Origin of the sequence: Acidithiobacillus sp. AC3 (assembly GCF_050261095.1) — a bacterium.
Classification (GTDB): domain Bacteria; phylum Pseudomonadota; class Gammaproteobacteria; order Acidithiobacillales; family Acidithiobacillaceae; genus Igneacidithiobacillus; species Igneacidithiobacillus copahuensis.
Genome location: NZ_CP189838.1, coordinates 1,423,614 through 1,446,321, shown reverse-complemented (window position 1 = coordinate 1,446,321; position 22,708 = coordinate 1,423,614). Strand labels below are relative to the sequence as shown.

The 22,708-nt window shown below is 57.7% G+C and carries 18 protein-coding genes, 2 pseudogenes and 1 CRISPR repeat array; of the genes and pseudogenes, 8 read left to right on the top strand and 12 right to left on the bottom strand.

What is annotated here, in order from left to right:
- The first annotated feature begins 124 nt into the window (after window positions 1-124).
- Entirely contained in the window at window positions 125-256 is a 132-nt protein-coding gene (locus tag ACQAYK_RS07310; RefSeq protein WP_283102978.1) for a hypothetical protein, read from the top strand.
- A gap of 622 nt (window positions 257-878) precedes the next feature.
- Here ACQAYK_RS07310 and istB read toward each other — a convergent pair.
- The 4 genes from istB to ACQAYK_RS07290 all read right to left on the bottom strand — a co-directional run bounded on the left by istB (window position 879) and on the right by ACQAYK_RS07290 (window position 4,591).
- A complete protein-coding gene (gene istB / locus ACQAYK_RS07305; RefSeq protein ID WP_483167356.1) occupies window positions 879-1,634 on the bottom strand; it encodes an IS21-like element helper ATPase IstB in 756 nt (251 codons plus the stop codon).
- Window positions 1,635-1,648: 14 nt separating this feature from the next.
- Complete coding sequence (istA, locus tag ACQAYK_RS07300; protein ID WP_483165846.1) at window positions 1,649-3,187, bottom strand: IS21 family transposase; 1,539 nt, start codon at window positions 3,185-3,187, stop codon at window positions 1,649-1,651.
- A gap of 169 nt (window positions 3,188-3,356) precedes the next feature.
- Entirely contained in the window at window positions 3,357-3,680 is a 324-nt protein-coding gene (locus ACQAYK_RS07295; protein ID WP_483167375.1) for a hypothetical protein, read from the bottom strand.
- 2 nt (window positions 3,681-3,682) lie between these two features.
- A complete protein-coding gene (locus tag ACQAYK_RS07290) occupies window positions 3,683-4,591 on the bottom strand; it encodes a metallophosphoesterase (RefSeq protein ID WP_248885563.1) in 909 nt (302 codons plus the stop codon).
- A 70-nt stretch (window positions 4,592-4,661) separates the two neighbouring features.
- Between ACQAYK_RS07290 and ACQAYK_RS07285 the strand changes: the two genes are divergently transcribed.
- The gene (locus ACQAYK_RS07285) at window positions 4,662-5,774 is read left to right on the top strand and encodes a hypothetical protein (protein WP_248885562.1); all 1,113 of its coding nucleotides are present in this window, start codon (window positions 4,662-4,664) and stop codon (window positions 5,772-5,774) included.
- 111 nt (window positions 5,775-5,885) lie between these two features.
- Window positions 5,886-7,400, top strand: coding sequence for an AAA family ATPase (locus ACQAYK_RS07280; RefSeq protein WP_248885561.1), 1,515 nt, complete (start codon window positions 5,886-5,888; stop codon window positions 7,398-7,400).
- 108 nt (window positions 7,401-7,508) lie between these two features.
- Here the strand turns inward: ACQAYK_RS07280 and ACQAYK_RS07275 are convergent, their stop codons facing one another.
- From ACQAYK_RS07275 to ACQAYK_RS07255, 5 genes and pseudogenes are all read right to left on the bottom strand, one after another.
- Window positions 7,509-8,027 (bottom strand): hypothetical protein, encoded by a 519-nt coding sequence (locus ACQAYK_RS07275; RefSeq protein WP_248885560.1) that lies wholly within the window; start codon window positions 8,025-8,027, stop codon window positions 7,509-7,511.
- A gap of 133 nt (window positions 8,028-8,160) precedes the next feature.
- The gene (locus ACQAYK_RS07270; RefSeq protein WP_248885559.1) at window positions 8,161-12,234 is read right to left on the bottom strand and encodes a tetratricopeptide repeat protein; all 4,074 of its coding nucleotides are present in this window, start codon (window positions 12,232-12,234) and stop codon (window positions 8,161-8,163) included.
- Window positions 12,235-12,382: 148 nt separating this feature from the next.
- Window positions 12,383-13,903, bottom strand: a complete 1,521-nt coding sequence (locus ACQAYK_RS07265) for a hypothetical protein (protein WP_248885558.1) — start codon at window positions 13,901-13,903, stop codon at window positions 12,383-12,385.
- A 190-nt stretch (window positions 13,904-14,093) separates the two neighbouring features.
- Window positions 14,094-14,627 (bottom strand): hypothetical protein, encoded by a 534-nt coding sequence (locus ACQAYK_RS07260; protein WP_248885557.1) that lies wholly within the window; start codon window positions 14,625-14,627, stop codon window positions 14,094-14,096.
- 475 nt (window positions 14,628-15,102) lie between these two features.
- A pseudogene (locus ACQAYK_RS07255) lies at window positions 15,103-15,315 on the bottom strand (IS66 family transposase); the annotation flags it as partial.
- 10 nt (window positions 15,316-15,325) lie between these two features.
- On the opposite strand from ACQAYK_RS07255, the gene ACQAYK_RS07250 reads away from it, so the two are divergent.
- The 3 genes and pseudogenes from ACQAYK_RS07250 (at window position 15,326) to ACQAYK_RS07240 (ending at window position 17,533) form a co-directional block, all read left to right on the top strand.
- Window positions 15,326-15,739, top strand: coding sequence for a hypothetical protein (locus ACQAYK_RS07250; protein ID WP_248885556.1), 414 nt, complete (start codon window positions 15,326-15,328; stop codon window positions 15,737-15,739).
- A gap of 26 nt (window positions 15,740-15,765) precedes the next feature.
- Complete coding sequence (locus tag ACQAYK_RS07245) at window positions 15,766-16,110, top strand: type IV secretory system conjugative DNA transfer family protein (protein WP_248885555.1); 345 nt, start codon at window positions 15,766-15,768, stop codon at window positions 16,108-16,110.
- A 205-nt stretch (window positions 16,111-16,315) separates the two neighbouring features.
- Window positions 16,316-17,533 (top strand): annotated as a pseudogene (locus ACQAYK_RS07240) (ISL3 family transposase).
- Between the two features lie 46 nt (window positions 17,534-17,579).
- Window positions 17,580-19,979: direct repeats of the CRISPR family, unit length 37 nt; unit sequence GTTTCAATCCGCGCCCGGTTTATGAGCCGGGCGATAC.
- A 178-nt stretch (window positions 19,980-20,157) separates the two neighbouring features.
- On the opposite strand, the gene cas2 reads toward ACQAYK_RS07240, so the two are convergent.
- Genes cas2 through cas4 form a run of 3 tightly spaced genes read right to left on the bottom strand, consistent with a single transcriptional unit; the run spans window position 20,158 to window position 22,116 of the window.
- Window positions 20,158-20,448 carry a CRISPR-associated endonuclease Cas2 gene (gene cas2, locus ACQAYK_RS07235; RefSeq protein ID WP_483167374.1) on the bottom strand — a complete coding sequence of 97 codons (291 nt, stop codon included), beginning with the start codon at window positions 20,446-20,448 and terminating at the stop codon, window positions 20,158-20,160.
- Window positions 20,449-20,458: 10 nt separating this feature from the next.
- Window positions 20,459-21,493, bottom strand: a complete 1,035-nt coding sequence (gene cas1c, locus ACQAYK_RS07230; protein ID WP_248885553.1) for a type I-C CRISPR-associated endonuclease Cas1c — start codon at window positions 21,491-21,493, stop codon at window positions 20,459-20,461.
- On the bottom strand, window positions 21,490-22,116 hold the full coding sequence (cas4, locus tag ACQAYK_RS07225; protein WP_248885552.1) for a CRISPR-associated protein Cas4: 627 nt from the start codon (window positions 22,114-22,116) through the stop codon (window positions 21,490-21,492). Before cas4 ends, cas1c begins: the two co-directional genes overlap by 4 nt.
- A gap of 47 nt (window positions 22,117-22,163) precedes the next feature.
- On the opposite strand from cas4, the gene ACQAYK_RS07220 reads away from it, so the two are divergent.
- On the top strand, window positions 22,164-22,415 hold the full coding sequence (locus ACQAYK_RS07220; protein WP_248885551.1) for an addiction module protein: 252 nt from the start codon (window positions 22,164-22,166) through the stop codon (window positions 22,413-22,415).
- Entirely contained in the window at window positions 22,352-22,705 is a 354-nt protein-coding gene (locus ACQAYK_RS07215; protein ID WP_346347713.1) for a type II toxin-antitoxin system RelE/ParE family toxin, read from the top strand. Before ACQAYK_RS07220 ends, ACQAYK_RS07215 begins: the two co-directional genes overlap by 64 nt.
- Window positions 22,706-22,708: the final 3 nt, after the last annotated feature.

Genomic DNA, 22,708 nt, shown 5'->3' with positions numbered 1-22,708 from the left:
GCCAAGCATCTTGCCGCAACACTCCAAGCTGTAGGATTGGCCGAGCTGGGGTATTTTCGTTTGGTCACTGGTCATGTTTCTTTGGTTAGAGTTTGCTGCTTTCTGGTCGCTACAGGGGTGGACGATGAGCGGTAATGTTATGGGCTCGCTTGGTGTTACTTTGCTCGCAATCATTGGAACCGCCGTGGTTGCCGTAGATCGCTTCGGAAAACAGCACAAGGTGGACGATAAAGAACATAACACCAAGCACCATTGATCAGCATACCTGATACCCCCCTTGCCTTGGTGGTTATGCTGTAACTAGCGGTTACGCCATCTCACCGCCTCACCCTCCACGCTGACAGATCGCTGATCTGGCTTTGCACATAGCCCCCGCCGATCTCGTCGCCGGGTATCCTTCTCCGCTTTCTTGTGCATCCGGTATGCCCTCGATGCTCGATGGCGCGGCAAGGCGATTACGGCTGGAATCCCAGATTGTAAAGGAAGCAGCCGAGAGCGTTTTGGCCTCGGCTGCGTTTTGGAGCCTTGCTAGTGAGCTTCGGTATATTTCCGGGCCAGGTGGTTGCGCGACCGATCTGGCTGGCTACGACCTGCTCAATCCCTCTTCAGCGACAACCCATCGAAGCGCCGGTGGTCGTGGCGGACGCGTTCGGCTGCGGTCTCGAGGCCCATGTCCCTTGGTGCGTATTCTGTTGATCATGGGCGGTGATTCTGCTGATCGTGGGCACCCCCAATCAGCGAACTTTCTGGTCACGTAAATTCTAGGCATAGGTGCCCACGATCGGTCAAATCAGTGGCGTCATGAGCACCCGGCCGTGGTGGCCGATCATCGGTGTAAATTTCTTCATTTACCTTTACCATGTAAACGGTAAATTTACTCATGATCCTGCCTCTCCATCGCCGGTCTGTACCCGTTGGCGGCGCATCGATTCGCCTTTGAGCTCCAGGCGGTGGGCACTGTGCAGCAGACGGTCGAGGACGGCATCGGCGACGGTGGGTTCTCCGAGGATTTCATGCCAATGCGAGACCGGCAATTGGCTGGTGATTAGGGTGGCCTGCTGGGCGACGCGATCATCAAGGATTTCCAGCAGATCCCGGGCATCCTCGCTGTTCATCGGGGCGAGGCCCCAATCGTCCAGGAGCAACAGGTGCACCTTGGCAAGAGTCGTGAGAAAGCGGCCGAAACTGCCGTCACCGTGACGGATATGAAGCTCTTCCAGTAAGCGCGGCAAACGGAAGTAGCGCACACTCAGGCCCTGACGGCAGGCCTGGTGCCCCAGGGCGCAGGCAATCCAGGTCTTGCCGGTACCGGTGGCACCGGTGATCAGCAGGTTTTGTCCTCGCCGTATCCAGTCACACTGTATCAAGGCCGCCATTTTGGTACGGTCCAGACCACGGGAGGCGCGATGATCGAGGTCTTCGACGGCGGCATGTACCTTGAGTTTGGCCAGCTGCAACAGGCGCTTTCGCCGGCGGTTGTCGCGCGCACAGAGTTCTCGGTCGAGAAGCAGTGCCAGGCGATCTACGAAGGGAAGTTCTTGCAGTTGCGGCGAGGTGGACTGCTCGGCCAGGGCCTCTGCCATGGCGTGTAGGTTGAGTTGCTGTAAGGTCTGAATGGTCGGTTGCAAAGACATGGGAAGACTCCGGTTTAGTGATAGTAGCGAGGGCCGCGGATATTGCCGTGCTGCGGTAACGGTTTGGCAGGAACGGGATCGTGTGGGCTGTGGTCCAGTCCCCGCTCCAGGATGGAGCGGACACTGCGGGTCGTGGGGGAGCCGTGGCGTAGAGCACGGTGACAGGCGTGTTCCAGACGCTCCTTCCCGTAGCGGCGACAGAGATGGAGTAGGCCGAGACAGGAGCGATATCCCTGCTCCGGATGGGGCTTGTTCTCCAGTTGCCAGCGCACCACGTCCCGAGTCGATGGACCGATGGAGAGCCCCCAATGCAACAGGCGCCCCGGACTCCATTCCAGGTGCCGCTGGTGAGCCTTGGGCATGTGTTCGGTCAAGGTGCTGTAGCGCGCCTGGACGCCCTCACGCAGATGGCAAGCGACGCGCTGTTGCCCCTGGAAGATCTCCACGGTTTGCGCGCTGATGCGTAGCTCCACCCGCTGTCCGACGAGGCGATGCGGTACGGAGTAGAAGCGTCCTTGGTAGGCAACATGGTAATCGATACTGACTTTGGCGGACTTCCAGTCAGCATACTCGTAGGGCTGTTCTGGTAGTGGCTGCAGGGCAGGAGCGTCCAACTCCGCAAAAGCGCTGCGGCGGCAGCCTGGTAGCTGTTTGAAGGGGCGTCCGTTCAGGTCTTCCAGTAGGCTGTGGAGAGTCTGATTCAGTTCCGCTAGCGAGAAGAACTGGAAGTGGCGCAGGCGCGCCAGAATCCAGCGCTCCACCACTTGCACCCCGACCTCGACCTTGGCCTTGTCTTTCGGTTTATAAGGGCGGGTGGGCAGTACCACCGCAGCATAATGCCGGGCGAGATCCTGATAACTTCGATGGATTTCGGGCTCGTAGCGCGAGGCCTTGGTTACCGCCGCCTTCAAATTATCTGGCACGAACAGACGCGGTGCCCCGCCAAAGAACTCCAGGGCGCGTACATGCGCGCCGAGGAAATCCGGCAGACTCTGGGTCCAGGTAGCCTCGCAATAGGTGTAGTTGGAGGCACCCAACACCGCGACGAAGATCTGCGCCGGGCGGATCTCCCCGGTCTGGGGATCAACCACCGGCACGATGGGACCAGCGTAGTCGATGAACAGCTTCTCACCAGCCTTGTGGTTTTGCCACATGCTGCGTTTGAGCCCCGCCCGCCAGCGTCGGTACAGGACGCAGAACTGGGCATACTGATACACCGCTTCTTGCGGGTACGCGGCGGAATATTCCTCCCAGAGCAACTGCAGGGTCACGCCTTTGCGCCGCAGCTCGGCATGGATCCGGGCAAAATCCGGCTGCACCTTGCCAGAGACGGTGTGCCGTGAGGGACTGGAGAACCATGCCGCTTCCAGGGCTACTTCTTGCCCCTCTGGCAGAGGCCAAGAGATACCTGCCTGTTCGGCTTTCTGTAAATACTTCCCGACGACTCCCTTGGAGAGCCCACAAGATCGGGCAATTTGCCGCTGGCTGAACCCTGCGGCGTGTAAACGGAGCACTTCGTAAATCGCTTTCATCGTCATCCTCGGTGTAGGCATCCTCGATCTCCTGTAAAAGAGCCAAGAATGCTTGCTAAGCCAATGAATGACCAGAAAGATTTCAATTCGCCAGAGGGTAAATCCGAACAGATTCTGGAATCGTGGGCACTGATTCTGAAAAACCCGCAAAAGTGCCCACGATCACACCAGAATCAGTGCCCACGATCGATCAGAATGACCGCCCACGATGCATCAGAATCGGTGCCCACGATGGTCCAGAATATGCACTTGGCGCAATCCGCTTGCGGATCCAGTCTGGGACCTGCTCCAGGGCGGGTGGACAACCGTAGACCTTGGATAGCAAAAGTAGCCCTTTTTCCTGTTCCAACGCCGACAGGCGAGGCTGATCTTTGGGGAGTACCGCTTGTGCAAAGACCTGCCCGTATGGGTCCTCCCAAAGCATCGGGTCGATTCTGTCGCGAACCCGCTGCAGTATGCCGCGCAAGATGGCTCCATCCCGCAGGATGCGGGCATTGAGTTCGTCTGTGGTCATTTTCACTCCCGGTCGGCTTGACGAGTAATGGTCACAATCGGTGCATAGGCTCGATATTGGTATCCCTGATCCTGCTGCACGTCCCACAGGACGAGGCCGCAGCCCTTTTTCCTTGCCTGGTAGGCACCAAAGTCCAGGAACACATGACTGGCAGCCTCCCGCACCTGATGATTTCTGGATGCCGTGATCGTGTGCCCAACGAAGGTAATGCCCACACCCGGCCACTGCTGCGGGAGATCGCTTTGCCATTGCATCGCCCGGCGGACGGAGCGCCCCCAAAGCAGCGCATCCCACCAGTTCCCTTCCAGGTCGTAGCCAATGACGGACCAGGGTGCGCGCAGTTCGTCCAAAAACGCCCCTTGCAGCAGATATTCGTCCGTCAGTGCCCGCGGCTCGTCGTCGGTGGAAAAGGCAATGCGCTCGGCGTGGGCAATCCAAAAGGCTTGCTCCCCAGAACCGACCCGGATCAGCAAGGGCAGGGTGCCCAGGCGCTGCACGAGGCGGCGCACGGCATCCGCTGGATTTCTCCCCAAGGCGATGGCCCAGTCGCTGCCGTCATTCTTCCGGAACGCACTACCGTAGATCTCCAAGCGAAAATCCCGTTCCAGCTCCGGGCCAAAACCCTGCTGGACCGCATAGGCCAGAAACATGGCATCGTGATTGCCCAGCACCGCATAAAACCAGGGCTGTTCTAGGAGCTGCAAGGTCGCAAAACTGTAGGGACCACGATCCACAAGGTCGCCGACGGAGAACACCCGGTCCCGCTCGGGATCGAAGGCGACGTGCTGCAGCAGTTTGCGGAATTGGTCGAGACAGCCGTGGAGGTCGCCGACGACGAAATCCCTGCCGCGGCGATTTTCCTCAAAGTGGGCGAGCAAGGGGTTGGACTCGAGAAAGAGTGCTTTTTGCATGAGGAATCTCCCTTGCAAAACAGACCAGCGTAGCATAGCATAACGTAACATTTTTATCAAGTGTATTACGATGAAGAAAACGATCCTTCCCCTCGACGTCCTGCATACGTTCCTCTCCCTGTCGCCTTGGAGCATGGGGCACATTGCCCAGAGCTTTGGCGTTAGCCGCACCAATCTGGTCAGCTTTCTGCATGGGCGCCCAGCCATCGGCAGCCAAAAGGCGCTGGAACTCCTCGATTGGGCCGGTCTGTATCTCGATCCCTCCGGGGCTCTGCGTTTACAGAAGGGTGTACACCTCTGGAAGGTCGCTTCGGAACGTGAGCTCGAGTCGTTGTTACGCATCCCTAAGAGCCTGTTGGACCCCGAGCAAGGCGTGGATATCTTTTTCGAGATCGGTGTGACCCAGCGCGACTGGCTGCATCTGCTGATCCGTTCCACGGAAGGCCAGATTCTGCTCTCTCTGCGTCCGCAGGTCTTCTTTCTGTTGCGCGACCAGCATCCCCACTGGAACCGGCCGCATGCGGTGTACCAGCACCCCAGCGGATGGAATCACCAGCAGATTATTGCGTTTCTGGGTGGCCAGGGGAGAATCCATATTCCTGAGTCCGAGCAGAATCAGCACTTCCAAAAGGCCCAACCGGACTATCTACAGAAGCTGGCCGACTGGAATGCCTGGGCGGAATGGGCCAGTTACCAAATGGGCATCAAGCTTCCAGGCAGTGAGCCGCATTCTCTATCTGGCGAGCAGAAAACCGACGAGACCGCCTGTCGCCATGCCTGGCGTACCCTGCGCCACCGCCTGGAAGTGCCCGATGGCGTCCATCCAGAAATTGTCGACGTTCCCATCTTCCCGCTCCCCGAGCAGCGGCTCTTTCCTGAAGGTCTGGTCCGCCTGGATCGCCTGCTGCTCGGTGCACAGGCTTTCCAGCTCGCCCGGGAGGGAAAGATTCGCCTCTACGTCGATTCCCGCTCCGACAAACGCTGGCTCATACAAACCGCAAGCGCCTTGCCCTGTGGCCGTCTGACACCCTGGGGAGAACCGGTCCCGAGCGGCCATCCTGCTCTCTATCTGCGGGGCGACAGGTTGGAAATATCGAGCGCCCCTGGTGGCACCTGTCTGGGCCTGGCCCTGGCCTGTCTCCAGGACATCGTCAGCCCGGACCCGGCCGATCTCGACTGGTGAGGAGTTTTTTTTCAGAAAAGCTGGTTAACAGATAGATAACACAACAGTTGACAACAGTGTTACTATGGCTATAATGTCCCTCGTGACAGATCATCACGAGGAGCTTAGGTCATGATTCTGAATCGCGTAGCAGAACTTCGGGAGTTGGGAGAACGACTCGATGCGGATGTAAAAAAAGCCGGGACCGACTCGGCAAAGAGAGCCTTGCAGCTCTGGAAAAGTCAGAGCGATTTCCTGGCAAAGGAAGATTGCTGGGAGCTGGCACAGGAAGACACATTGAGCGCAGATGCCTTTCGTGATGCCCTAGCGGATATTGGCCGCGCCTATTTGCCGAATTCTGACTTCCTGCCAGACGATGCCGAGACGGGTCTGCGATGGTGTTCGCTCGCCGCCGAGATGGGCTCGCTGATGGCCCAATTGGTCCTCGTGCAAAATGAGAGGATCTCTCAGGGGCGCGTCGATGCCGCATTTGCCAAAAGGGTTTTTCTGCGTTGGCAAGCCGTCGCTGCCGACGAGCAATCCCTGCGTCAGCAAACATCGCGATTTGCCAGCATCAGGACACTTGCGGCAGAGGTGGGACTGTGTGCGGCCATCGCCAACCGTGATCCAGAAATTGCCGAAGAGACCCTGAAGCTTATGGCGGAACTCGGGGTGGACGAACCAGCACTCCTCGGCTTGCGATGGGAGGCACAGAACCTGTTGGGCGTGGAAGATTCCATTGATGGCGTGCGGATTCTCCAGGATCTCGTCCCCAGCACGGAACAGCGGGAGAAGGAACAGATCCGCCGTATGAAACCCTTGTTGGAACCCCTGCCACTGGCGTCGTGGCCAAAGAGTGACGATTGGGCAGAGACCTTGCGTGCCGAGTTCCCCAATCTACAAGAGGTGATCGACCGCTTGCTGGGCTCGAGTGCGCGGGCGCGGTATCTGAACCAGCGCGAATTGCAATTTTCTCCCATCCTGCTCGTGGGGGGTGCCGGGATCGGCAAGAGCCGTTTCTGCCGCCGCCTCGCCGGGGAGCTAGGAGTACCAAGCCGGCTCTATTCCTTGAACGGAATGAACGACAACATGCTGCTCAAGGGCAACGCCCGCGGCTGGGCAGGCGCCCGCCCTGGTGCCCTGCTCGAATACTTTCTCAAGGCGAAGATCGCCAACCCGCTGGTGTGCCTGGATGAAATCGACAAGATCGGGGAAGGCAGACAGAACGGGCGGGTCTGGGATACCTTGCTCGGTATGCTGGAGCCCGCGACGGCTTCGCAGGTGCTGGATGAGTTCATGCTCACCCCGGTGGATTACTCGCGCATCAACTGGATCGCTACCGCCAATGATATCCGCATGCTGCCGGACCCACTGAAGTCACGCTTCCGTGTCATCTATGTACAGGAGCCGCGGGGGGAGGACTTTTCCCGCTTCTTTGGCAACATCCTGGAAGACATCGCCCGGGACTGGGGGACGGACGTGGAGGACTTGCCGCGTCTGGATCCCGCGTTGGTGAAGCGGCTGCGGGATGCGTTCCGGAAGAATCCGCGGTCTCTGCGGCGCTTGAAATCTCTCACCCAGGATCTCCTCGACTGGGAGGCGAGGATGCAACAGGCTTCTGCTGCCGGGCCAAGCTGGATCCAGTGACGAGGGGGAGCCGGGAAAAACGCCAATTACCAGCAGAAAGAAAAGGCCCCGCAATGGGGCCGAATGTTTTTTTCCCTCAGCAAAAGGCTTCGGGTGGCGCCTTGTTCCTCAATCCATCGACATCACGTTGCGTCGCACAGCATCGCTTTTGGCGAAGCTCCGGATGATAGACTTTTCCGATTCCGGCATGTTCTTGAGCAGGATTTTATTCTCGTATGTCGTTTTGTTGTTATTCCATGACGCTCCAGGCACGACCGATCCGCGCACCTCGACAGAGCCACTCTGATTGCGCATGTGCAGACTCTCTCCGCCAGAGGCTCCTTGGTAGAAAAGATAGCGCATGCCTTTTGGCAGGAGGTACGGACCAAATGCGGTCACATAAACGGCGTAGTTCTTTTGCATCTCGGCAGGAATGTGAAAGGCGAAGTTTCTGTTTTGCAGCTGCACATCCGCCTCGCCTTGAAAAGCAGCCCCTGGACCATAGGCATAAGCAGCAAAAGCGGGAAGCGGCGTCTTATCGAGATATACCGTTCCGATCGGTTTCGGTATCGTCATTTGTGCAAAAGGGGTTCCCGCCAGGGCCAGCGGGGAAACTAACAACAGAAAAAATAACACGATATTTTTCATACGGATTCCCTCCCAAGAAAATGAAAGCACGATTTCGCCTTTTTCATACCATCAACTGGACGGATGGGCGGATGGCTTTACCGACCAATCCTGACAGCCCACTATCTTGGATACATGATTTGGCCGTCCAACATCAATGGTCACGCAACTTGTCCCGCATCGACTGGGCCGTAAGAAGATCTTCCGCCATATCCGGCGTGAACTGTTCTCCCAACCGGTCACGCAGTTCCTCCCAAATCTGGATCGCCTGCTCGTAGTCGGCCAGGGCCTCTTGATGTTGGCCGAGAGCGCTTCGGGCGACGCCCCGGTTCCCATACGCGCTGGCCAGATCGTTGGCCATCTCGGGCGTGAATCGCTCTCCCGGCCGACTGCGAAGGTCCTCCCACATAGAAATCGCTTGATCGTAGTCGGAGAGGGCCTCCGAATTCTGACCAAGATCGCTCCGGACATTACCTCTGTTCACAAATGAGCTAGCCAGATTGTTGGCCATCTTGGGAGGGAACTGCTCGCCGAGTCGCGTCCGTAGCGCATTTTTCATATAAATCGCCTGCTCGTAGTCGGAAAGGGCCTCTTCATGCTGACCGAGAGCCATACAGACGTTGCCTCGGTTCAAGTATACGACAGCTAGACCATTGGCCATCTCGGGCGTGAATTGGTCTCCCAATTGGCTGCGCAGATCCACCCAAATAGAGATCGCCTTCTTGTAGTCGGAGAGGGCCTTTTCATGCGAATCGAGAGCCAGCCAGACGTTGCCTCTGTTCATGTATGCGCCGGCCAGATCTTCAGCCATCGCGGGCGTGAACCGCTCGCCGAGTTGCTCTCGTAGCAATTCCATCCTGTCAATCGCCTGCTCGTAGTCGGAGACGGCCTCTTCATGCTGACCGAGAGCCATACAGACGTTGCCTCGGTTCAAGTATACGACAGCTAGACCATTGGCCATCTGGGGCGTGAAGTCCTTTCTCAATTGGCTATGTAGGTCCTCCAAGATGCGGATTGCGCGCTCGTAGTCGTCTAGGGCATCCTGATTCTGGTCGAGGTCGCTCCGGACGACGCCTCGGTTCCCATACGCGCGGGCCAGAGTTTCAGCCATCTTGGGAGGGAACTGCTCGCCGAGTTGATTCCGTAGCGTTTCCATCTTGTCAATCGCATGTTCGTGGTTGTCTAGGGCCGCCTGGTTCTGACCTACAGCGCTGAGGGATTTGCCCAGGTTTATTTCTGCGGCGGCCAGCCCGGTAGTCATTTCGACCGTGAAGTGATTGCCGTGTTTTTCTCGTATTTCTTCCCAAATCTTGATTGCTTCGTTACCGGCATCAATGGCTTCACGATTCTTTCCAATGGTTCTGAGAGTGTAGCCTAGATTTGATAAAAATCCGGCTAGGCTGGCAGCCATGTATGGCGAAAGCTGCCCTCCGCTTTGTTTGCGGATCAATTTCAACATGCCTATGGGCCGATCAAAATCAGCTATCGCATCTCCATTATTTCCGATAGCAAAAAGAGAAGCTCCTCTTCTTTCACAGATGCTTAACCACGTTTGAAGTTCGTTAATATTTGTTAACAAAAACAGAGAGGTATCGGAATCCAAGGTATATTGCAGAGAGGGCGTTTTTTCCTCTGTCTCCCAATCCCAACGAAGTAGAGCATCCGCAGCAGAAATCCGCTGCAACGCATCCCGATGGTGCGATCGGTTTCTGTGCGCGTTAGCACGATCCAGCAGCTCTTTGGTCAAGCTCTGTCTGAGCGATTGATCGGGCGCGATGCTTAGTTTCGGCTGGGCATCCAGCTCCAAGGACAAGCCATCGAGGTGCAGGAGCACCCAGTCCAGTGCCGGCCCGCGGAAGTCTTTTCCCTCCCCGCGCTCCGCCTCTGGGGTATCCAGCCACTGCCGTTGGCGAAGGAAGAGATTCTCGACCCAGCGGCGTGCCAGATCGGCAAGGGCTTGGGGATTCTCCTCTCTGAGCAGATCCTCCAGCCCCTTGATACCCAGGCGGTACCGGGGACCATCGCTCTCGCCACGCCAAGTGGACAGCAAGGGTTTCAATAGGTAGAGGAGATTGACGAGGTTTGGCGTCATTCGCGGCGTGCCCTCCACCATCTCGCAGAGTACCGGCATGGGCAAACCTTGCCAGGGACTGCGCGCCAAAATCGGGAGGGATTGCATCGACTGCTCAAAAGCGCGCTCCGCCAGCGCAAGGGTATAGAGGGCACGGTCGATGCGCTCTCCCATCGGGGTATTGGCATAGCGGTCCCGCAAGGCCCTTACGAATCGCGGCAACAAGTGCTCGGCTCTGGCCAGGTGATGGAGATCCTGCGCTTTCAAATCGCCATCTTTCAGGCGATCGACCAGGAAGCGGAAGTACAAGAAACGGGCATCGCTCTGCTCGAGCAGCTGCGGAAAAATTTCCTCAAGAGGCTGGCCCTGGATTTTTCCTTGCAGAGTTTTTTCTGCGTACTCCCGGAGCAAGTCCCGATACTCGGGGTCCTCGAGCCCCAGCTCCCGCCCGGGCGCGGATAGAAGTGACTGCAGCCGGTTCTGTATCCAGAGATCGCAGTCGGCGAGAGGACGCGAGGTGAGCAGGAGGAAGACTTTTTCCGGCATCTCATCGGGACTCGGCAAGAGGTCGAGGATGCCGGGATGTTCCTCGGCGAGCTCGTCCAGACCATCCAGAATGACGAGAATGGGTTTTCTCCCCAGGGTTTGGAAGTCCTTCAGGAACGTCAAGAATGCCTGTGGGCTTGGGTTGGCGATGTCGAGGCTGGGCAGTACCTGCGTGCCAGCGCTCAGGTTGAGCGCGACTTTGAGCAGATCCCGCAACCCATCGGCAAACTGGGCCAAGTGGTAGTGGTACTCCCGTCGTATCGCGAAGCTGACCACGGCCAGGTCGTCCCGCAACGGCTTTTCCCCCAAGATCTCGGCGGTCTGTGGGTCCAAACCCTGCACGAAGGTAGACTTTCCGACATGCGCCGGCGCCCGGAGCCAATAAAGTCCACCTTGCCCGGAATCCAGCCCGTCATCGATGAATTTCCATAAAGGATCGCGCAGATATGCAGGAGAGAGATAGCCTCGTTCGATTGCCTGCTGACCGAGCAGCTCGACAACATCACCGGGGATGCTTGCATCGTTGTCGAAATCGATCTCCGCACGATGTTCTTGCGGGATGTTCAGCCGTCGCCATTCTTCCAGCAGGCCGCTGTCCACCTGGAGGGGAACCGGAAATGCGTGACCCTGTTCGTAGTTGAGCACTCGGAAGTCCGGCAGGTATTTCTTGGGGCGCAGGCAGTCGTAATGGAAAGTCTCGGCACGACCGCAGACTTCGCAGCGGCGCACGGCCAGGTAGGGGCTCAGGGAGATTTTTTCCCCATCGCTGCGACGTTGGAGCCAGAGCCCCTGCCAAGGCTCCAGTGGATGCTCGACAGATTGCTGCTGCTGCGGGGCATGCAGCGCCTGGCTCCCCATAAGGGCACGCTCCCTGTCGTCGATCAATAGCAGCCCTTCTCCGATGTTGCCAGCGGCCTGCAACCCTCGATGCAGATTGTTTTCTCCATCAGCCCCTAAAAAACGCTCCAGGCCTTGCATGGTGGGTTCCAGATCGCTTCCCCGAACCCCGTGCCCGATGGTCTCGTTGCGCCAACGGACCATTTGCTCCAGCACTCGGCCCAATACGGTCTGTCTTTTTCCGCTGCGCCACAAGCGGGCAATGGGCCGCGTGAGCCAGTCCGGCTGCCGCTGGGGCTCGGCTTCCAGCCACTTTGCCAGGCCATCGGCCAGACGCACCCAGTCTCCCATGGTCAGAGGTTTGGCGAAGAGCTGGGACAACACCTCGCGGCGCTTGTCTTCTGGCCCTTTCTCCCGGATCTCGCAGGTCATGGCCAGGGTCGAGAAACGAGCGAGCAATTCGGCGAAATCCTTGAGCACCAAGGCCGCTGCATCAATCTGCCCCCTTTTCAGCGTACTGCGCAACAAGGCATAGGTATAGGCGATCGGTGCCGGCCAATGATCGAGAACGTCGCTGCACCAGGCGTCAGAATCGGCAAGGCCTTTGGCGCGAGCGCGAAACTCGTCTTCCCGCAGCGCTAGTGGATCTGGTATGTCCTCTGGGGCAGGCGCAGGGGCATCGAAACGTTGCTCACAGTCCTGGCACTCCCACTGCCGGGCTTTGGGCTTCCAGGCAGTATCGTGGCTGTTACAGTGTGGGCAAACAGCGGCCATCTTTTCTTCCTCCCTTTGACGAACGGACAAGCTGCCAAAATCTTAGTATCTTTAACCGTTATGCTGCCTGGCGGCACCGCGAAGGGAGTCCAAGGATGGCAAGCAAATTCCGCGACAAAGCCGAAAAGGCGCTGGATGCTGCTTTGCCTCATTCCTTCCCGATGGTTTTGTCAAAATTCCACATGGACCACAAACCCAGCGCGGCCCCTAGGAGGCTCCCGAGAAAGATCCCGATTTCCCAATGCTCTACCAAGGCCAACATTGGGCGCAGCACTTCTGGGGTCTTGTTGGCCGTAATGACGAACCAGGTGCGCATGTCCGGCATGGCGAAGGGGAGTCCGCTGGACGCAAAGGCCTCAAGGACTTCGTGGGTCACCAAAAAGCCGCCGACGGCCCCAGAGAGGCGGCCAATCCAGCGGGAGCGGCGTGCCCCGATCAGTTCCGCCACATCTTTGGCGGTTTGTTCCTGAAAACGGATCCGTTCGGGGATCGACAGGGCCTCTTCCCAGAGACGGTGAAAGCGGTTGTGCAAACTGATCTGGCTGACCACGGGATATTGAAAATAGCGGCGATACTCGACGGTGGTCTCGAAGATTTCTTCGATTCCCTCGCGTTCTTGGCGGCTTCCGGAGCGGGTCCGCTCCATGGGGATCCATTCCGTGCGATTGAGGAGCCAGAAATGGGCATGGAAGGAAGCCAGCGCCAGGGGAAGATAGGTCTTGGGGCCAGTGCCCTCGACAAACCCCTTCAAAAAGTCCGAGGCAATCGGTTCTCCGCGGACCACCGATGCGCCCCCTTCCAAGCTGGCCCCATGGCAGACGTAGGGAAAGGGCTGCCAAATCGTTGCCTGGATCATCTCCTGGGCAGGTTGGTAATCGATCGTCTGCCGATGGGACAAGCGGGTAGTCAGCAGGTCTAGGGGCTCTGGACTATCCGCGTCAATCTCCAGGATGGAGTAGAGGATGTTGCGGCTACTCCGGGAGGAGTCATATTCCGGGACCAGTGGACGGATCATGCGGCCTGCCAGCAGGACGAGCTGTTGGGGACCGAACACGTCGTGTTCTGTCGCGTCGAGATTCTTGATCTGCGGCGCTCGGGCATGGCCGAGCACGTAATTTCCTTCCAGGATTCGATCGGCTCTCTTGACGTTGGGATAGCGCCAGGCAAGGTCGAGAATGCCGATACCGGTACGAAACAGATAGAGCCGGGCATCGAGCAACTGCAGCGCCAAGGTTTCGTGCTCGCCGAGCCGACAGCGTTCTTTCGCTTTGGCCCCGATGGGCAGCTGCCAGAGCCGCGGCTTTCCACCTTTGCGTTGGGAAAACATCGTGGGCTGTGCCAAGTCCAGCGGGATACAGAGCAACGGAAAGTGTTCCGCTCTGCTGCCGATGATCTGGCGAATGATGGGGTAGAAGTCCTCCGTCGCCAGCCCTTTTCCGGAGCTTTCTTTCCATACCGGGCCGTTGGCTTCGAAGTTCCCTGCCGCCAGCGATACGCCACCCTCCGTAATGGTGGGCGCAGTGAGTTCCAGGTCCGTCGCCGTCGCGGACGTCACTCTTCGCGCGACGTTTTGGAGTGCGTCCGCACCCATCAAGCCACCGGAAGGTTCCTCCTGCCCGAAGGAGAAGGGGAAGAGACCGTGAATCTTATGGGAGGCGACATTGACCATGGGGGAGCTTTTCCTTATCCGCGCAGCAGAGCCCGACGTGGGGCTCCCTTCCTGTTTTCCGACGGGTGAGATTATTACGCAGGGTCATTGCCGAGCGGAATATCGTGCCCACGACAGTATTCCCATCGCGAAGCTCATGCCGAGTATCCTCGCGTCCGTAACGGGGTGCACGAAATGGCCTTTACCACCGCTAGATCTGATACGGCGTTCCCTCATGCCGATGGCCGGTGAAGGGCTCGGTGTGCGGCAGGATATCCTCGAGGGTCACGATCCTCCCACCCCACACGTCCACACCGACATCGATCATGCCCGGGTGCCGGCCACCATTACCGTGGGTATGGCCGTGCAGGTGCAGGATGTTGCGCATGTCGCCCCAGGAGGCTAGGGGATAGTGGCAGAGCAGGAGATGTTTGCCATCGACACGAACATCCAGGAGCCGGTGTTCCTCGTCCCAACCCTGGATCTTGCCGTCATCGTGGTTGCCGACGACCAGAATCTTGTGTCCGGGTAGGGAGGCCAGAATGGCTTCCATGCGCGGCCTGTTTTGGGCATTGGTAACGGAGAAATCGCCCAAAAAATAGACGGTATCCCTGCGGGTCACGCGGCTGTGCCATTCGCCAATCAGGCAGGATTCCATTTCCTCGATGGAGGAAAACGGTCGCTGGGTGTACCGGATGATATTTTTGTGGCCCAAGTGCCAGTCAGAAGTGAAAAAGATGGTCATCGTTTCCCCCGCGCCCTGGCGTCCCGGAAATCCAGGAGCACTTGGGTCCGCTCCGCAGTCGTGGCTACCATAGCAAAAGGCGAGCTCTGGCGCATGTCGTTGGCGTGCTCATCCGTGCTGATCATGAGCGCGTACATGCGGGCGAGCGATTCTGGAGAATGCAGCGCATCATCGAGGATCCGCACCCGCTATGCAAGCCAGATGTCCTCCGGCCTCTGTGCAGAAAAATGCTGCGCCTACTCCAGCGCCGCACGCAAAAAGCCCTCCGGACCCTGCCGCTCCATTTTCTCCCGTATCGCCCGGAACAGAGCCGGCTTTTGGCCTCGTGGCGGAATATCGCAACTTCCTCGACTGGATACCAGAATTGTCGCCCAGTCCTGGCGCGAGCGCACCATTGCATGATTTCTGCCCTCTCCGGGAACGCCGCTTTCAGATAACAGGTGTAGCAGCGATTCGGTAAGGGACCGGCGTTCTTTCAGGCGGGTTTGCGGATGTAAGAAAGTAGAGAGCGTAGAGGATTGGCGGCGAAGTGCTCTTTCCAGAGTCTTGGGGTGAGCTGCGTCGCATCCTTGACAGGGTGCCACCCGTGCAGGACATCGACGATGTAGTCCTAAGGGTACACACCCTGCAGCCGGCAGGTACTGAGCAGGCTCTGGATGATGCCTAGGTACTCGGCACCCAGCTCGGTAAGGAGCCTCATGCTGGCAACACAATCCACTCAGGGAAAGAACGCCGCAGGGAGACCGGTTACTGTAGATCAGCAATCCCAGGCTTCCAGACCGCCAGAACAGAATCGTCAACCGGTCTCTGATGCGGTTTCTGCCCCGCAAAAAATTTTCGCTTCTTTTCGGAAACAGGCGGAAAAGATCCGCTGGATTCTGGTTGGTGAGCCTCTTTTTTTCGTCGACCCTCTATGTTGGCTTAACTTTATGATAGAAAAGTATCAAAGAAAAAACGTGCCAAAAAATTTGATAACAGAGCGTCATGGAATCAGATTGTTCTCTGCATTCATTAGGAGTTGGCATGTCCATTTCCTTTCGGCGCATTTCCCTTTTCCGTCTTCCTTGGGTGTTGCTCCCCTTATTCCTGACCGGGTGTCCGATACATCCTGACAAGGATTTTCCTGGGGCTGCATCGGTTGACGCGCGACTATGCATGGATGCTGCGTTTTTGGTGGCTGAGTCAGCGTGGTGTGGTGCAGGCGCCGATTTTGTCTACGGGTGAGGTAGGGATTCGGGTAGAGGGGCGGACCTTGAGTGTGGGCGAGCGGATTTTCCGTTTGACGGATTCGGGTTCGTTTCGGATGCCGAAGGATTGGGCGCCGGTCATTCAATCGCCTGATTATCCGAATGCAGGGCTGCCGTTGATCCAGTTTGTGGGCGCGCCTACACCTGCGCAGACAGCGGAACAGGAATACACGCAAGATGGCGTCCCGACGGTCCCACCAAATGGCCAAAATGTTATCCGAATGGTGACGAAATGACACCATCATATCGCCATTTTGACATCATCTTATCGCCATTATGTCGCTATTTTGGTGTCATCATGGCGCCATTCGTACTTTGGTGCTATTTTGTCACCATTATGTGGCCATTTTATCGCCATTTATCATTTGGGGCTCCTCGACATTTCGAGTGGGTAAGGCGGTATGATTGCCTGATAGAGCGGGCAGCGAGCTGAGGGAAACGATGGACCAAGGGAATCAACTGTTCACACTGGCATTGGGCTTGGTTCCACCGTGGGCGGTGGACGATGTACGGTTTACCGTGGAGGAGAAGCGGCTGGACCTGCACGTCAATTTCCCCAAGGGGAGCCACTTCCCTTGTCCGGTCTGCGGCCAGGACTGCCCCGTCTATGACACGCAGGAGAAGGTCTGGCGCCACCTCGATTTCTTCCAGCATGGGGCCTACCTCCATGCGCGGGTGCCGCGGGTCCAGTGCCCGGAACACGCTGTGCATTTGGTGCCCGTCCCCTGGGCGCGGGAAGGCTCAGGGTTCACGCTGCTCTTCGAGGCTATGGTCATGGCCATGGTTCGGGAGATGCCCGTGTTGACGGTCGCCCGCTTGGTCCGGGAGACGGACCAGCGGCTCTGGCGAGTGATCGAGCATTACGTCGCCAAAGCTCGTGAGGCCGTAGACATGTCAGAGGTCCATGCCATCGGTGTCGATGAAACCAGCAGCCGGCGCGGCCATGACTACATCACCCTGTTCGTGGACCTGGAGGCCAGGCGTTTGCTCTTTGCTACCCCTGGCAAGGACGCCAGGACTTTTGCGAAGTTCTCCGACGATCTGCAGGCCCATGGTGGTAGCGCCGAAGCCATTACGGAGGTGAGCATGGACCTCTCGCCGGCCTTCCAAAAAGGCGCTGCAGAGCATCTGCCCCGTGCCCAGATCACCTTCGATCGCTTTCACCTGATGAAGCTCATCAATGAGGCCGTGGATGCCGTGCGTAAGAGCGAAGCCCTCTCCCAGCCCGATCTGAAAAAGAGCCGCTGGCTGTGGCTCAAGAACCCGGGAAAGCTCTCGGCCAAGCAGAGCGCCAAGCTCTAGGAGATCCTCAAGAACCAGAACCTCAAGACGGCTCAGGCCTACCAGTTCCGCCTCTCCTTCCAAGAAATCTTCACGATCCAGAATCGCCACCAAGGCGCTGTGCTCCTCAAGGCCTGGATGGAAAACGCCAAGGCCAGCGGACTACCCCCTCTGGTCAAAGTCACCTACACCCTCATGAACCATTGGGACGGGGCATTGCGCTGGTTCGAGAGCCAGATCACCAACGGGATTCTGGAGGGATTCAACAGCCTTCTGCAGTCCGCCAAGGCCAAGGCTCGGGGTTACCGTACCCATAAGAACTTCATCAACATGGCCTACCTCATCTTGGGCAAGCTAGATCTCAGGTTACCCACATGAAACGTCGAGGAACCGGCAATTATTTCGGACGATGCGCAGGTCTCAGGTTTCAATCCGCGCCCGGTTTATGAGCCGGGCGATACGCTTCTTCGGGCAGCCCGAGTTCTGCCAGTTCCTGTTTCAATCCGCGCCCGGTTTATGAGCCGGGCGATACCTGGGGGCCGTGCGCCTGCCACGCACCGCTTTCCTGTTTCAATCCGCGCCCGGTTTATGAGCCGGGCGATACCTGGGGGCCGTGCGCCTGCCACGCACCGCTTTCCTGTTTCAATCCGCGCCCGGTTTATGAGCCGGGCGATACAGTCAGATTGCGGGACGTCCCAATAGTACAGATTGTTTCAATCCGCGCCCGGTTTATGAGCCGGGCGATACCTGGACGCACCCGCCGAGATCGTCGGACTCAAGACGTTTCAATCCGCGCCCGGTTTATGAGCCGGGCGATACCTGCACGCCGTAGCCGTGGCCGAAGTATCCTCCAGCGTTTCAATCCGCGCCCGGTTTATGAGCCGGGCGATACGCACCACGATTCGGAGATCGTGCCCGTCGAGGCGGTTTCAATCCGCGCCCGGTTTATGAGCCGGGCGATACAAACGTCCACGGTAGCGCCGTGGCGAAGAACAGGTTTCAATCCGCGCCCGGTTTATGAGCCGGGCGATACCCCGCGTGCGGGTGGCGATTGACCTGGATTCCGGGAGTTTCAATCCGCGCCCGGTTTATGAGCCGGGCGATACCGTACTGCTTTGATCGTTATTCACCACCCTGAATTTGTTTCAATCCGCGCCCGGTTTATGAGCCGGGCGATACATGTAAATCCTGTGCTGGCTGACTTGATCGAGCGGGTTTCAATCCGCGCCCGGTTTATGAGCCGGGCGATACCAAGGCATTCGCCTGCCCACCAACGGCGGAATCCAGTTTCAATCCGCGCCCGGTTTATGAGCCGGGCGATACGAAGCGGCACCGGAAACTGAGGCACCGGAAATGGGTTTCAATCCGCGCCCGGTTTATGAGCCGGGCGATACGCACAACGCCGTCCAAGACCTCAGCAAATAATCCAGGTTTCAATCCGCGCCCGGTTTATGAGCCGGGCGATACCTGCTCGACCGGCGCGGGTCCGCGATCATGGCCGGTTTCAATCCGCGCCCGGTTTATGAGCCGGGCGATACCTTGGCGAGACGGAATCTGTTGAATCCCTAGACCTGTTTCAATCCGCGCCCGGTTTATGAGCCGGGCGATACTTGAGGCCAACTGGCGCGATAATCCGTGGTTTACGGTTTCAATCCGCGCCCGGTTTATGAGCCGGGCGATACCGGGTGGCGTCGGGTATTCTGCTATCCACTTTGTGTTTCAATCCGCGCCCGGTTTATGAGCCGGGCGATACGCTCAAGGCCACGTAGCCAACTCTTGGCATGATTGTTTCAATCCGCGCCCGGTTTATGAGCCGGGCGATACCCATACGGCCACAATCGCGATCACTACAGTTTTCAGTTTCAATCCGCGCCCGGTTTATGAGCCGGGCGATACAAACCGCAGGGAGAGACGACGAAACAGAAATAGAGGTTTCAATCCGCGCCCGGTTTATGAGCCGGGCGATACAAGAGCTTTCATATCAACACCTCACAAGTAACCAGTTTCAATCCGCGCCCGGTTTATGAGCCGGGCGATACGACCGTATCAAGGTAGACGTCCAAGGCCTCAAAAGTTTCAATCCGCGCCCGGTTTATGAGCCGGGCGATACAGCCGGAGCAGCATTTACAACCTCTTCAACTGGGTGTTTCAATCCGCGCCCGGTTTATGAGCCGGGCGATACCCAATGTGCGCGGGTGGTCCTCCGGCCATGTGTCGTTTCAATCCGCGCCCGGTTTATGAGCCGGGCGATACCTGGCCATTCGGTTCCTCTGACCCAAAACGCACAGTTTCAATCCGCGCCCGGTTTATGAGCCGGGCGATACCCTGGGGATGGGCGATATTGGGTGCCGGTATTGTTGTTTCAATCCGCGCCCGGTTTATGAGCCGGGCGATACGATCCGCGTCTGGAATTTGCCGGATGACGTGAAGGTTTCAATCCGCGCCCGGTTTATGAGCCGGGCGATACGGCTTCGGTACGACGCGCAGCGTGTCCATATCCAGTTTCAATCCGCGCCCGGTTTATGAGCCGGGCGATACCCTGGCAGACGCCCTCAAGCACCTCGATGCGCTTGTTTCAATCCGCGCCCGGTTTATGAGCCGGGCGATACCCCCATTGCACGGAGCCGTTACCGTTACGCTGGACGTTTCAATCCGCGCCCGGTTTATGAGCCGGGCGATACTAACCCAAGGAGAGCAACATGCCTCAGTATCCCCTGTTTCAATCCGCGCCCGGTTTATGAGCCGGGCGATACTGAGCTGTTCCGCCGTTGGCCAGGCCGGGTTCCTGTTTCAATCCGCGCCCGGTTTATGAGCCGGGCGATACCCACAAACATACAACCGTCTGTTGTAAAAGAACTTTTTCTATTCTTTGCGCGAACCTGAGCAAGAGGCGTTTGAGACATCGGTTCACCGCAAGGAACATATCATAGAATGGAATATAAACAATACGTTGAGCGGTGCGCGAAACGGCGGGTTCAAGAGCGACGAACCGGGTTCGCGCCTCAAATGACGATGGGAGCCGTGAAATCGATGGACCGGAAGGTGCCATATTGCTTGATGCGGAGATCGGTTGGTTCAGAGATGCGATAGAAGCGCAGATTGTCCTCCTTTTCATCGATTTCTGCCAGTAACTCGCGCTCGAAAGCTTCATATTGTATTGCATTGACCTGGCATTCGAATACGGACTTTTGCACTCTTTGGCCGACACGCTCACAGGCTTTGGCCACACGGCGAAGCCGCTTGCGACCAGCCGCGGTTTCAGTGGAGACATCATACGTGACGATAATAAGCATGATTCGGTCCTCAACGCGCCAGATAGGGTAAGTAACTGACCATCTCTCCCCGAATGCTACGTGCCATCAAGCGTGCTTGCACGAAGGGCAGCAGGCCAATGGGCATTTTTTGATCCAGCAAGGGATGGGTGATTTCCTCCTGCTTCCGCTCCTGCCACGCAGCCACGACTTTACGTCGACCTTTGTCCGCAAGCAGTACTGCCCCACCTTCTCGTTCTTCAAAATCGCCGTTGCTGAGTTGACCACGGTTGACTAGAGTGAGCGCGAACCGGTCGCAAATGGCGGCACGGAATTCTTCCTGTAGATCAAGAGCCAATGCTGCCCGGCCAGGGCGCATTACGTGCAAGAATCCGAGCTGGGGATCAAGGCCAACCGTCTCTAGGGCGGAACGGCAGTCATTCATCAGCATGGAATAGAGAAAGGATAACAGGGCATTGAGCTTGTCCAGGGGCGGGCGCCTTGTGCGGCCGTTCCACTGAAATTGCGTACGCATGTTGGGCTTAATGATGTAATTGAACGCCGAGAAGTAAAAGCGTGCTGCGTCGCCTTCGATCCCCCGTAGCTCGTCTACTCCTGATGCCTCTGCTGTGGAGCGCAGGGATGCAGCCAAGTGTTTAGTAGCTATATTCAATTGGTTCGCGTCCTCCAGATCTTTGGCTTCCCTAGCTCCACGTTGTAACAGCGTGCGGCTATTACGGATTTTGCCCGCTACACAGGAACGGGCTAGTTCCAGTGTTATTGCAGCGTCGTTGGCGCTCCGATATTGGGCTTGGCGAAGCAGGATGTTTCCTGAGATCGGTCCTTCCATGCGTGCTTTGAAGCGACCGAAGCCATCCAGCAGCACCAGGGACTTCCCTTCGTCGGCCAAACGATGCACCAAGGCAGGCGAGACCATCACGTTGCCAAAACAAACCAGCGCGCCCACATGGTGCAGGGGCACTTGTAGGCGTTTTTCATGCTCCACGTCTACTCGCAATGTTGTGTTGTCCAAGTGGACATAAGCCTGTGGGGTCATTACGTAGAGAGTGTTTTGCAGGGTGATCATGGCCATTCCGCATCAAATAAGCGCGTGTGTTGCTCACGCTGCTTTTCAAGGGAGGTCAGGGCCTCAGGCTGGCAAATGTCCCTGAGTGAGCATTCCTTGCAGCGTGCGTCATTCACCGGAGACGGCAGCTTGCCGGAAGTGAGCATGGCGCGAATAGCCTCCGCAGCTTCCACCACCAGTGCTCGAAGTTCGGGGGTGATGCTCACCACACGTCGGCGGTGGCTGCTGGCATGGAAAATTGCCCCTTGCGGAACCGGTCGACACAGCATGTCTTCCAGACAGATGGCTTGGGCGGCAAGTTGAATGTCGTCATGGATCTTTTGTTGTTTTCGCCCATGCTTGAATTCCACAGGAAACACTGTACCGTCGGGGTGGAATTCCACCAGATCTGCCTTGCCGATTAGCCCCAGCCGGTCCGACCACAGCGGCAACGCCCGTTCCACCCGCACTCCGTGCCGGACCTCGTAGCCGGGCGTGTCCACCAAATGATGCACTGCCTGCCCGCGTGCCGTGTGGATATTCTCCGCAAACTGCTGCTCCAGGTGGATCAGGCCGCACTGTCGCGGGCAGTAGGTCCAGTGCTGAAGAGCGGAGAGGGGAATGGGGTCTGTATCGGTCACCATGCAGGTGCTATCCTGTTACATAAGGCAGCAATGATACGAGGCAAATCATGGTCGCGATACTCCAAGAGATTGAAAACCAAGCCTTGCAGCTTTCGCCGCACGAGCGCAGCGAGCTAGCCCATCGTCTCATCGTGAGCTTGGAAGAGGAGCCAGAGGATTCTCCAGAGACCATTGCTAAGGCCTGGGATGAAGAAATTGCCCGGCGTGTAGCCGACTTGGAAGCGGGACACACGCAGTGGATTCCTGCCGAAAAGGTGTTCGAGGAAGTCGATGCCCTTATCGCCAAACGGACGCGGTGAAAATCTCGTTCAACCCAGCAGCCCGGCAAGAATTTGCTGACGCAGCAATCTGGTACGCCGATGAAGCTGGGGAAGCGCATGCAATGCACTTCAGAAACGAAGTGCAGCGCAGCTTGCAATTGATCAGCGCGCACCCAGCTATCGGCGCGCCTTCCTCTGGCGATACGCGCAGAATAATCATTCGTCGTTATCCCTACTCGATCATTTATCGTATCGATAGCGGCCACCTGCGGGTACTCGCCATCGCCAGTGACCGTCGTCGTCCGGGGTATTGGTCCGGGCGGCGGTAGCAT